Here is a 12,421-nt window from a genome sequence, read left to right as displayed (position 1 = left end):
TACTACTCCTTACTTAGCGTAACGGATTCATCTGATAAGCTTCGCCTTCGCAGCGCCAACCTGAGCTGCAGCTACCCTCGCCATTTTGTTCACAACGCTTGAATACAACACGGTTGCCTTGTTGCTCTAACGTTGCCAATTTTAATCGGATCATTGCCACTTGTTGCGAGGCTTTTTCACTTGCTAAAGGACTCTGACACGACGCACCATAGACGGTTCCAAGATGCGTGAAACTAACATCCGTCCGGGAGAGTTCATAAGGCTGGATAAACTCAACCTGACTGGCCCGTTCAAGCTCCCCAGCGGGAATACTTTCCGGCACTGTCGCGCAGCCCGCAAGACTACCCAAAGCGACCAAAGCCGCTAACCATAGACGCATTATCTGCCCCTTATTTCATAGATTGCTAAAACCATACGATTTGCTCAAGCGAAAGTCTAGAACGTTTCGAGCTAAGCTAGAACCAGACTGCGCTGGGCGGCAATTTTTTCCTGTTTAGCTACACTTAAAGCCAATCAAGGAGGGCTCGTATGCGCAATCAAGCTTATATCGAACAACTGCTCGCCCAAGCCGACATTCACGTCAATGGGCAGCGCGCCTGGGATATGCAAGTACATAATCATCGCGTATTCAATGCCACCTTGGCGCGTGGCAACTTAGGTTTGGGCGAAAGCTATATGGACGGTGCTTGGGACTGTGCGCAATTGGACGCATTTTTCTACCGACTGCTGCAAGCTCAGCTCGATCAAAACATCGCCCCGCTGTCACTGCTTTGGCATCATCTCAAGGCGCGCTTATTCAACCTGCAAAGCTTACAACGTGCTTGGCACGTCGGCCAGCAGCATTATGATCTAGGCAACGATCTCTACCGGGCAATGTTAGATGAACGCATGGTGTACACCTGCGGCTATTGGCAACATGCCGATAACCTAGCGGACGCCCAACGCGATAAGCTTGAGCTGGTGTGTCGTAAACTCGAGCTCAAGCCAGGCATGCGTGTTCTTGATATCGGTTGCGGCTGGGGTAGCTTCATGCACTACGCAGCCACCCACTATGGCGTACGTTGTGTTGGCGTAACCGTTTCGCAAGCCCAAGTCGAACTGGGCCGTCAAACCTGCGCCGGCTTACCCATCGAGTTTCGTTTACAAGACTATCGCACGTTGAATGAACGTTACGATGCGGTCGTCAGCTTAGGGATGTTTGAACATGTCGGGCAAAAGAACTATGCCAACTTCATGCGCGTGGTGGCCAACTGTTTAGAGGAAGATGGCTTGTTTTTATTGCATACCATAGGTCGCAATCGTGATACCCGTGGCACCGATGCATGGATTCACCGCTATATATTCCCCAACGGCGAACTGCCTTGCTTGGCCCATATTGATAATGCTTCGCGGGCCCACTTCTGCTGTGAAGACATCCATAATTTTGGTGCAGATTACGACCCAACATTAATGGCTTGGCATACGAATTTCGAACACCATTGGCCACAACTCGCGCATCACTACGATACGCGTTTTTATCGCATGTGGCGCTACTACTTGCTGTCTTGTGCCGGCGCGTTCCGCGCGCGACGCTTACAACTCTGGCAACATGTTTTCAGTAAAGCGGGGCGCCAAGGCGGCTACCAACGCCCCCATTTAACTACTCCGGCTTAGCTGGCTGCTCTTCACCGCTAAAATCACGCATGAAGATCTGCCAGGTCGCCATAAACAATGCCGCGACCAAAGGACCAATCACAAAACCATTGATGCCGAACAAACTGATACCACCAATGGTTGAAAACAACACGATATAATCTGGTAGCTTCGTATCGCGCCCAACCAAAATAGGTCGTAACACGTTATCAGCCAAACCAATCACGCCTGCACCATAAGCCAACAGTACCGTGGCGCTGACCCAAGCTCCCGTGGCATATAAGTAGAGACACACCGGGAACCAAATGATGGCAGCACCCACCGCCGGGATTAAGGATAAGAATGCCATGACCACGCCCCACAGTAATGGACCTGGAATATCCAAAATAGCGAAAATAATGCCGCCTAAAGCACCTTGCACAATCGCCACTACTAAATTGCCCTTCACCGTGGCCCGCGTCACTTCCGCGAATTTTTGGAAGAGCGCACGCTCACGCTCGTCGCCTAACGGCAACGCTCGGATAATTAATTTTATCAGTTGATTACCGTCACGCAGCAAGAAAAACGTCAGATACATCATCAGCGTTAAGCTAATCAAGAAACTAAAGGTATTCTGACCAATGCTTAAGGTTTCACGTGCCAAGAATTGGGTGGCGCCCATCAGCCACTGCGATACGCGCTCACGCAGGTTTTGCGTATCAATGCCCAACTCGACCAGCACTTGGTCAAGCCATGGAAAGGCATCGCGTAGACGTTGCATGATCTCGCGTGGGTCAATTTCACCGGCCTCCACCCGCTGATAAAACTGCACGCCTTCCGACACAAACGCCGACGTCAGTAAAATCACTGGAATCACCACGATTGCCATCAAGATCAGCAAGGTTAGACCCGCAGCCGTATTCGGACGGTCGCCAATTTTACGCAGCAACCAACGTTGCAATGGCGCAAAAATAACAGTGACTGCACACGCCCAAAAAATAGCCCCACCAAAGGGTTTTAAGATCAAACCAAAAGCTATACTGACCGCTATAAGCAGCAATATAAAAGAGCGACGCTCCATTTTCTCGCGCATGGACTTTCCTTTCTGCCAAATTTCTATTTATAGTAAAGCGTAAAGATGAATACTGACAGGACAATGACAAGGGAGCAAGCGGATGAAAGATATTGCAACACATTTAACCAGTTACGCGGCCTACCATCGCGATCGGCGCAATGTCGCAACCCATCTTGTTGGCATTCCCATGATTGTATTGGCCATTCAAATTCTGCTCTCGCGCCCTACCTTGTGGGAATCGGGGAGCTGGATGCTCACTCCGGCCACCATCGTTTCAGCGCTCGCGGCTCTTTTCTATCTGCGCTTAGACCGCCCGCTTGGGCTGCTAATGACTCTATTATTGGCGCTTGGCCTAGCCGCGAGTCAGAATTTTGCCGTGCTTGAAACAAGTCAATGGCTCAGTTGGGGCATAGGTTTATTTGTGGTGGGTTGGGTCTTTCAGTTTGTTGGACATTATTTTGAAGGGCGTAAACCGGCTTTTGTTGATGACATCATGGGACTCGCGATAGGTCCACTTTTTGTCGTCGCAGAAGTGGTTTTCATGCTGGGTGCAAAGCGTCAGTTACACGATGCTATCGAAGCGAACTTCACGTCAGACAAGAGCTAACAGCCGAAGCCTGTTAGCTCATATAAGAAGGTGGTCAATGGGCTTTTGTTTCGTAAAAAACTAGCGCAACACCAGCACCGGCGAGGTACTTTCCTGCAACATTTTCATCGTGGTACTGCCAATCAGAAATTGACGAATGCGTGAGTGCCCAAACGCCCCCATCACCATCAAGTCAATGTCGTACTGCTTCTGATACGCATGCAACGACGGTTCTACCTCGCCTTGTAATAACGCAGTGCTGACGTGATGACCACCGTTTTCCAGTTGCTCTTTCGCCCAAGCTAACTGTTCTTGGTGCTTACTGCTGGCATCAGCAACCATTACCACATGTACCGCCATGCCCTTTACCAATGGGCTTTGCGCAAGTGTTTCCACGCCTTTACTCGCTGTTGCGCTGCCATCATAGGCAAACATCGCTTGTTTTGGAGCGGTGTAGCTACTCGGCGTCAGCAACAACGGACGGTGTACCGTCCGGATCACGGTTTCAAGCTGACTCCCAACCTTATGCAACTGATTCGCAGAGTCTTCCCCATGCAAGCCCAACACACAGAGCCGCATGTCGTCTTCCATATCCAGCAAAGCGTTCGACAAGGTACCGTGGCGCTGCCGCTGTGTCACCACCGTCACCCCTTGCGCTTGGACTTTTTTAGCCGCTTGTTCAAGCAACAGATGACCATGTTGCAAGGCGAGCTTGGCACGTTTTTCATCAAGCTCAGCCAATTCATCCAGCAGATGCTCACGCGTACCAAGGCCAATGTTGCCCGTCACATCAGGTTGTACCCGCTGCTGTTCCTCAAGTACGTGCAACAGCGTAACAGGCGCCTCAAGTTGTTGTGCCGCCCATGCGGAATAATCACAGACGGCATCATTCAAGGCCGCCGCATCAATACAGCTCACTACATTCGTCATGGCTTTTCTCCCGCGCCTAATGGCCATCGATTAATTGATCCGCTGCCTGCGGTTTATCGTGCACACCAAAACGATCGACAATGGTCGCACTGGCTTCGTTCAACCCAATCACTTCAACATCAGCACCATCGCGACGGAATTTCAGCACAACTTTATCTAACGCACCGACCGCGGTAATGTCCCAAAAATGAGCTTTGGTAAGGTCGATGACTACTTTATCGAGTGCTTCTTTAAAATCAAAGGCTGCCACGAATTTATCCGCTGAACTAAAGAATACTTGCCCAACAACTTCGTAGCGACGCGTATGTGTTGCACTATCGAGGCTTGATGAAATTGCCATGTAGTGACCAATTTTATTGGCAAAGAACAAGGCAGCCAAGAGCACACCAACCCCCACGCCCAAAGCGAGGTTGTGGGTTGCGACCACAACGGCAACCGTACTTAGCATCACAATATTGGTTGATAATGGGTGCTTGCGAAGATCACGAATCGATGCCCAACTAAAGGTACCAATCGAAACCATGATCATGACCGCCACCAAGGCTGCCATCGGGATTTGTTTAAGCCATTCGTCCAACAGCACAATCATGACCATCAAGAAACTACCTGCCACCAGCGTCGACAACCGCGTGCGCCCACCTGACTTCACGTTGATAACCGACTGCCCAATCATGGCACACCCCGCCATACCGCCAAACAAGCCAGCGCCGATATTGGCGATGCCTTGTCCCTTACATTCGCGGTTTTTGTCACTTTCGGTATCCGTCAAATCGTCCACAATCGTGGCTGTCATCATTGATTCCAATAAACCAACGATAGCCAGTGCAATCGCGTACGGGAAGATAATCCAAAGCGTCTCTAAATTGAGTGGCACATTCGGCCATAAAAACACAGGTAACGTATCGGGCAACTCGCCCATATCGCCAACGGTGCGTATATCGATATTCCAAACAATAGCGACAATGGTAAGGCTGACAATACAAACCAACGGCGACGGAATAAGTTTGCCCAATTTCGGCACATACGGGAATAAATAGATAATTCCAAGCCCCACCGCAGTCATCGCATACACATGCCAAGTCACATTGGTCAGCTCAGGCAACTGTGCCATAAAAATCAATATCGCCAAGGCATTCACAAACCCTGTCACCACCGAACGTGAGACAAAACGCATCAGGTCACCGAGCTTGATAAACCCTGCAATAATCTGCAATACCCCGGTCAATAGCGTTGCGGCCATTAGATACTCAAGCCCATGCTCCTTAACCAAAGTGATCATCAACAGCGCCATCGCACCGGTTGCTGCCGAGATCATCCCCGGTCGACCACCAGTAAAAGCAATAATGACAGCGATACAGAACGAGGCGTACAAACCAACTTTTGGATCTACCCCGGCAATAATCGAAAAGGCAATGGCTTCAGGAATGAGGGCAAGCGCAACTACGATACCCGCGAGCACATCACCGCGGATATTCGATAGCCACTGACTCCGAATAGTATTTATCATGTTCGATTCACTTTGCTAAGAAGATGGGACTAAAGCCTCGTTTGCACGCGCTTAATGGGCGCGAATCATACAAAAACGAGGCTATTTTAGCAAATCAGTGCAGTTTTAGACGCGGCCGTAAACGACGGTTAATAACCTGTGCCAGCATGAATAAGAGGGTTTTAAAGTAGCCATGCACGGCAACTTGATGCATGCGATACAACGATTTATACATGACTCGCGCCAGCAAGCCTTCGACTTTCATGGAGCCCTTCGTGAGGTTACCCATAAGACTACCAACCGCAGAGTAACTGGAAAGGCTAACCAAAGAGCCATGATCACGGTAGACAAAACGCCCTAACGGCTTACCTTTTTGCTGCGCTAAAATGGCACGGTAAACGTGGCTAGCCATCTGATGCGCAGCCTGAGCTCGTGGCGGAACGCGCGAGCCATCGGGCTGTTCAGCCGCCGCGCAGTCACCAATGACAAAAACGTTATCATAGGTGGTGCTTTGCAAGCTTGGGCGGGTCAAAATTTGGTTGCCACGATTGCACTCAAACCCTTTCAACTGGGCTAAAAAAGGTGGCGCTTTAACACCCGCAGCCCAAACTTTAATCGGTGCCTCAATCACATCACCAGCTTTGGTTTCTAGACCTTGCTCGGTGATCTTTGTCACCACAGTGCCGGTTTGCACACGCACACCAAGCTTCTCCAACTCAGCACGCGCTGAATGTGCGATGCGCTCCGGTAATGCCGGCAGGATCCGCTCACCAGCTTCCACTAAGGTGATTTGCAATTGGTTCATCGAAAAATCATCAAAGCCGTAGACTCGAATCAATTCGGCAGATTTATGCAACTCCGCAGACAGCTCAACCCCCGTCGCACCGGCACCGACGATAGCAACTTGCAAAGGTTTCGGGTAACGATGCGCTTGCAACGCCAAAAAAGTATTCATCAATGTATGATGAAAACGCCGAGCCTGCCGCACACTATCAAGGAAATAGCAGTGCTCTGCAGCGCCTTCGGTACCAAAATCATTCGTAACAGAGCCTATCGCCAACACCAAAGTGGTGTAGCGCAACACGCGCTCACCTACCACTTCATGGCCTTTGTCATCAACAATAGCGGCTAAACGGATCTGTTGCTGTTCAGGGTCAACATCCGTAAGCTCTCCGGGCTGAAACTTAAAGCCAGCGCTTGCCGCTTGCACGCGATAGTCTACGCCATCGACATCCGCATCAAGTGCACCGGCGGCAACTTCATGCAACAAAGGTTTCCAGATATGGGTAAGATTTCGATCAACCAGGGTTACCGATATGTCGTCATTACGTTTATATTTACGTGCTAGACGGGTGACCAACTCAAGGCCACCAGCACCGCCACCAACGACAATAATCTGCTGTTGCTGTGACATTCAACGCTCCAGAGTGAGCACTAGAAAAGAGAGACGTTAGTGTAACGCAAATCACGCTTCGACGTGATCCATTTTTTATCGTTTTACGTTATCTTGAAAATGCCAATTCACGAGGGTTCAAAGATGTTAAAAACCACCTTATCGGCACTTGCTATTACCGTGTCCACGCTTGCTATGGCACAAGAGCCAAATTACCAGGCTCCTGAGCAAGCGACAGCCACCGACTTCATCGAAATTTTTGAGACCTTAAGCGGTAAGCATCCTGGCATTCGTAAAGGCCATGCCCGTGGCGTCTGTGCCGCCGGTAGCTTCACCCCAAGCTCTGTTGCGCAAGAACGCTATAGCAGCCCAATTTTTGATACTAAAGTACCCGTAGTGTTACGCTTTTCTATGGGTGGCGGTAACCCCAACGCCGATGAGCGCGCGAAAGCGCCCCGTGGCATTGGGGTGCAATTTCAACTTGCCAACGGCAGCTTACATCAACTCGCCGGATTAACGACACCGATGTTCGCAGGCAAAAATCCCGAGCAATTCTTGGGGTTACTACGTTTAAATGCGCAAATTCGTGATGGTGAAGCACCGGCTGATGCGCGGGCCAACTACTTTGCCGCGAATCCAGAAGCCGCGGGGCAAGGCCAGTGGTTGCAACAACGCAACCCCGCTGCTGAATACACTTCGGCGAGCTATTACGGTATTCACACCTTTTTTGCCGATACCGCAACAGGCAAGAAAGATAAATTCCGTTGGCAGTTAATTCCTGCAACGGGAGAAGTATTGTTGACCGATGAAGAACGCGAAACCTTACCCGCTGATTTCTTGACGGATCGTTTGGTAGAGCGCATCAACACAGACGGTGCAGTGCATTATTACCTGCAATGGGTGATCGGTACCGATGCTGATGCCACCAACGACCCTTCGGTGGTGTGGCCTGTCGAACAGCGCGAAGTCGTCAATGTCGGCACCCTTACCATTAGCGGCGCTAACGGGGAGCAATGCACGCCGATCAACTTTGATCCAAACCTATTGGCGCAAGGCGTCCAAGCTAGTGATGACCCTGTGTTAGCGCTGCGCTCAGCAGCTTATGCGATTTCATTTGGCAAGCGTTTAAGCCAACAGTAAAGCCTTTGCAGCGTCAGTTACTGAAGCCAGTACTGACGCTGCTAAGCAGTGCTCAGTCGTTCATTCTGGAGCTGTGCTTTTGCCACCTGAACTTGGTCGCGACCTCGGTGCTTGGCTTCATACAAAGCCGCATCAGCTTCTTGCAGGGCGAGCTCAATCGACGATGCGTTCAAATCGACTTCGGCAACTCCCGCGCTGAGGGTCACCACCAGCTCCTGCTCTGCATTGAGTTTGCTTGGCATCGCCTTAAAACGATAGCGAATGTGTTCTGCAATTTGCGTTGCCTCATCCAAGCTGGTGCGATACAGCAGTAAGACAAACTCTTCGCCGCCAAAACGCGCTACTACATCTTGCGAGCGCGTTGAACTGCGTAACAGTTCTGCCAGTTGTACGATAACTTGGTCGCCGACATGGTGCCCATGTTCATCGTTTACCTGTTTAAAATGATCGATATCAATGGTGATGACACTCAAAGGCAGTTGCTTCGCACGCGCTCGCGCCAACAGTTCCTGCGCGCGTTGTGAAAAATAACGGCGATTATGTAATTTCGTGAGCGCGTCGGTTTGCGCTTCAATACGTAGCTGCTCCTGACCTGCTTTCACCTGCTCCAACATTTTGATGCGGTACGCCACGATAAACGCAAGCATGAGAGCTTCAAGCATAATCCCAATACCCACACCGTGTTTGGTAATATAGCTAAAATCAAGAATTGCCTTGTAATACAGCACCGCAACGGCATTAAAAATAAAGAAAAACACATGGCCGAAAACAAAGAACTTCGCCAGAGGGTGCCCCTTACGCCACAACGACAGACCGACCGATAGCGTCAAAATAATCATTAATCCGGCCAAACTGCTGGCATGACGGAGCGCACCGACGACATCGAAAAAACCGTAGACAAGGTCAGCGGCAATCAATAGCGACAATAACCGTAGCACCCGGTGCTCAGTCGGATAGTGTTGCTTGGTTTCAAAAATCGCGATCATGAAAAAAATCAAAAACAGAGGCATGCTCAGTAGCGACAAATGAAAGTGCAATGCAAAAGTGCCGTACATGCCAAACGCATTCGCCAGCAGCCCGTAGGACAATGCGATCCAAACGGCGCCAGAAATGAGATAAAGGGAGTAATAGACGTTCTCAAGAGAGCGTGATGAAAAGTACAGCAAGAAGTTAAACACAATCAGCGCCAGCAGAATCCCAATCATCACGGCAATATCGGTTTGAGAACTGGCTAACGCTTGCCGAGAGTGGTGTTCATCGTAAATCTGCAACGAGAACCATTGATGCGAAAAGGACACACTTTGAATGTAGAGCGTTACCGTTTCTTGTGGTGCGAGCACCACATCATAGACGGCCTGATCTCTTATCATGTAAGGGGTATCGCCAAGGTTGTCCAAGTCAATCTGCACTTGGTCAACGAGCTGCTGCTGGCTCATTTTAAAAAACGCGACGGAACGATTGTGATAAGCCTCAGGAAAATGCACAAAGGCTCGCTGTTGCTGTTGTGTTGCATTGCGTAACCGGAAGCGCACCCACGTCGTCTTTGCGTCGGTTCCCAACGCTAGTTTGCTCTGATACGGCGTGAAGCGCTCAGTCTTAATTTTAGCTAATGGTGTCGTCGGATCAGGCGCTACGTAATATTCGAGCGGAAAGGTCTCAAACTCAATCTGCGGAGCCGTGATCTCCACCAACGGCGCCTGTTGCGTAGCAGCGGAGCTGTTATGTATGGCGCCAACAACGACAGCGACGAACATAAAACAACGAAGCCAAACAGAAAATGCGCCCATAAACCCCCAGTGAGTTAACTTATCGTTATAAAATAGTTATCACGAGATCATAGTACGAAAACCGTCACATTTCCACGCAGACGTGACAAGGAAAATCGTGGATAATAGTGCCACTTTGTAAACAAAACTTGAGCTGGCCACCCCATGGAAATAAAAGTCAATTTTCTTGATAACTTACGTCTTGAGGCGAAGTTTGATGATTTCACCGTCGTTACCGATCAACCGATCCGCTACAAGGGTGATGGCTCGGCGCCGAGTCCGTTTGACTATTTCTTGGCGTCATCAGCAATGTGTGCGGCCTACTTCGTAAAGGTTTATTGCTTGTCGCGTGACATTCCGACCGACAACATTCGCTTGTCACAAAATAATATTGTTGACCCGGAGGATCGTTACAACCAGATCTTCAAGATCCAAGTTGAGCTGCCTGAAGATATTTCCGAGAAAGACCGCAAAGGTATTTTACGCTCGATTGAACGCTGTACCGTGAAAAAAGTGGTGCAAACCGGCCCTGAATTCCAGATCGAAGTGGTCGAGAACCTCGATGAAGATGCCCAAGCTTTGCTAATGGGCGCCCCCGAAGGTAGCTCACTGACCTACATTGAAGGTAAAGACTTACCGTTGGAGCAAACCATTGCCAATATGACGCAAATTTTGGCTGATTTTGGCATGAAAATCGAAATTGCCTCATGGCGCAATATCGTGCCCCACGTCTGGTCACTCCATATTCGCGACGCTGCTTCGCCGATGTGTTTTACCAACGGCAAAGGCGCCACTAAAGAAGCAGCTCTGGCCTCTGCTTTGGGCGAATTTATTGAGCGCTTAAACTGTAACTTCTTTTACAACGACCAATATTTCGGACCGGAAATTGGCAACAGCACTTTTGTGCATTACCCAAATGAAAAGTGGTTTGCCGTCGACGCAGATGACAGCGTACCCGCGGGTCTTTTAGACGCATATTGCCGCGACATCTACGACCCTGAGGGCGAGCTTTGCGGTTCGCACTTATTTGATACCAACTCAGGCAATCCTGACCGTGGTATTTGTGCTTTGCCGTTCACTCGCCATAGCGACGGCGAAACCGTCTATTTCCCGTCCAATCTCATTGAAAACTTGTACTTAAGTAATGGTATGAGTGCAGGCAACACCTTGGCGGAAGCGCAAGTGCAGTGCCTGTCAGAAATCTTTGAGCGGGCGGTCAAAAAAGAAATCCTCGAGAATGAACTGGCCCTGCCGGATGTGCCCGCGGAAGTACTGGCGCGCTATCCAGAACTCGTCGAGGGTATTCAAGCCCTCGAAGCTCAGGGGTATCCATTATTGGTGAAAGATGCCAGCTTAGGGGGACAATTCCCAGTGGCTTGCATTACCTTAATGAACCCTCGCACGGGCGGCGTATTTGCCTCATTTGGCGCGCACCCAAGTATGCATGTGGCACTTGAGCGTAGTTTGACCGAGCTCATGCAAGGCCGTAGTTTTGAGGGCTTGAACGACTTCGCGCCACCGACCTTTAACTCAATGGCTGTGACAGAACCCAACAACTTTGTGGAACACTTCATCGATTCCTCGGGTGTCGTTTCGTGGCGCTTCTTCAGTGACGAAGCAGATTATGATTTTGCAGACTGGGATTTCTCCGGCAGCAACGACGAAGATGTTGAGACGCTCTTCGGTATTTTGGCCGAGCTTGAAAAAGAAGCCTATGTTGCAGTGCATGACCAACTTGGTGCACCTGTATGTCGCATTCTCGTACCAGGTTTCTCCGAAGTGTATCCGGTCGAAGATCTGGTCTGGGACAACACCAATGTTGCCCTGCAATACCGCGACGACATTCTTAACTTGCATCGCCTCACCGACGCGCAACTTGACGATTTAGTCGAACGTTTAGAAGACAGTCAGGTCGATAACTACACCGACATCATCACCTTTATTGGGGTGGAGTTTGACGAAAACACCGTGTGGGGACAACTGACGATTCTCGAATTGAAACTGCTGATTTACCTTGCGCTGCAACGCCATGAAGAAGCGCTGGAGCTGGTCGAAATGTTCTTACAATACAACGACAATACTGTCGAACGCGGCCTCTTCTATCGCGCCATGCAAGCCATGTTGGAAATCGAGTTAGATGAAGAACTAGAACGCGCGCACTATCTTGCCAACTTCACGCGAATGTACGGCCAAGAAGTGATCGACGCCGTCGCTGGTTCCGTTGACGGCACCGTACGTTTCTACGGACTAACCCCAACCAATAGCCAATTGGACGGCCTCGACAAACATCAACGCCTGATCGAAAGCTACAAAAAACTGCACGCCGCGCGCGCCAAAGCCAACTACAGTTAGTTGCGTTGCCCGTCTCGTTTGCTAGGATCCCGGGGTCGTTGTTTGAGCAACGACCGCCGCGGACGACCAAGGCGCACTTCTT

At 50.1% G+C, this 12,421-nt stretch carries 10 protein-coding genes; 4 read left to right on the top strand and 6 right to left on the bottom strand.

Features of this window, described 5'->3' with window-relative positions:
* Nucleotides 1-13 precede the first annotated feature (13 nt).
* Nucleotides 14-379, bottom strand: a complete 366-nt coding sequence (locus G535_RS0103840; RefSeq protein WP_026860856.1) for a hypothetical protein — start codon at nucleotides 377-379, stop codon at nucleotides 14-16.
* Nucleotides 380-528: 149 nt separating this feature from the next.
* Here G535_RS0103840 and cfa point away from each other — a divergent pair, with 149 nt between their 5' ends.
* Complete coding sequence (gene cfa / locus G535_RS0103835; protein WP_026860855.1) at nucleotides 529-1,653, top strand: cyclopropane fatty acyl phospholipid synthase; 1,125 nt, start codon at nucleotides 529-531, stop codon at nucleotides 1,651-1,653.
* On the opposite strand, the gene G535_RS0103830 is transcribed toward cfa, so the two are convergent.
* Nucleotides 1,640-2,704, bottom strand: a complete 1,065-nt coding sequence (locus G535_RS0103830; protein WP_026860854.1) for an AI-2E family transporter — start codon at nucleotides 2,702-2,704, stop codon at nucleotides 1,640-1,642. The two genes, cfa and G535_RS0103830, sit on opposite strands and share 14 nt — an antisense overlap.
* An 82-nt stretch (nucleotides 2,705-2,786) precedes the next feature.
* On the opposite strand from G535_RS0103830, the gene G535_RS0103825 reads away from it, so the two are divergent.
* The gene (locus G535_RS0103825) at nucleotides 2,787-3,293 is read left to right on the top strand and encodes an Mpo1 family 2-hydroxy fatty acid dioxygenase (RefSeq protein ID WP_026860853.1); all 507 of its coding nucleotides are present in this window, start codon (nucleotides 2,787-2,789) and stop codon (nucleotides 3,291-3,293) included.
* A 60-nt stretch (nucleotides 3,294-3,353) separates the two neighbouring features.
* On the opposite strand, the gene G535_RS0103820 is transcribed toward G535_RS0103825, so the two are convergent.
* From G535_RS0103820 to G535_RS0103810, 3 genes are all read right to left on the bottom strand, one after another.
* Nucleotides 3,354-4,202, bottom strand: coding sequence for a universal stress protein (locus G535_RS0103820; protein WP_026860852.1), 849 nt, complete (start codon nucleotides 4,200-4,202; stop codon nucleotides 3,354-3,356).
* 16 nt (nucleotides 4,203-4,218) lie between these two features.
* A complete protein-coding gene (locus G535_RS0103815) occupies nucleotides 4,219-5,709 on the bottom strand; it encodes a SulP family inorganic anion transporter (RefSeq protein ID WP_026860851.1) in 1,491 nt (496 codons plus the stop codon).
* A 94-nt stretch (nucleotides 5,710-5,803) separates the two neighbouring features.
* A complete protein-coding gene (locus G535_RS0103810) occupies nucleotides 5,804-7,102 on the bottom strand; it encodes an NAD(P)/FAD-dependent oxidoreductase (protein ID WP_026860850.1) in 1,299 nt (432 codons plus the stop codon).
* A gap of 123 nt (nucleotides 7,103-7,225) precedes the next feature.
* On the opposite strand from G535_RS0103810, the gene G535_RS0103805 reads away from it, so the two are divergent.
* A complete protein-coding gene (locus G535_RS0103805; RefSeq protein ID WP_026860849.1) occupies nucleotides 7,226-8,221 on the top strand; it encodes a catalase family peroxidase in 996 nt (331 codons plus the stop codon).
* Between the two features lie 41 nt (nucleotides 8,222-8,262).
* On the opposite strand, the gene G535_RS13820 is transcribed toward G535_RS0103805, so the two are convergent.
* Entirely contained in the window at nucleotides 8,263-9,975 is a 1,713-nt protein-coding gene (locus G535_RS13820) for a GGDEF domain-containing protein (RefSeq protein ID WP_169513602.1), read from the bottom strand.
* Between the two features lie 177 nt (nucleotides 9,976-10,152).
* Between G535_RS13820 and G535_RS0103795 the strand changes: the two genes are divergently transcribed.
* Nucleotides 10,153-12,339 (top strand): OsmC domain/YcaO domain-containing protein, encoded by a 2,187-nt coding sequence (locus G535_RS0103795; protein ID WP_026860848.1) that lies wholly within the window; start codon nucleotides 10,153-10,155, stop codon nucleotides 12,337-12,339.
* Nucleotides 12,340-12,421: the final 82 nt, after the last annotated feature.

This window comes from Pseudidiomarina sediminum DSM 21906, from assembly GCF_000423165.1.
GTDB classification, from domain to species: Bacteria; Pseudomonadota; Gammaproteobacteria; order Enterobacterales; family Alteromonadaceae; genus Pseudidiomarina; species Pseudidiomarina sediminum.
The sequence above is the reverse complement of the archived record's forward strand: the minus strand, read 5'-3'. Positions and strand labels throughout refer to the sequence as shown.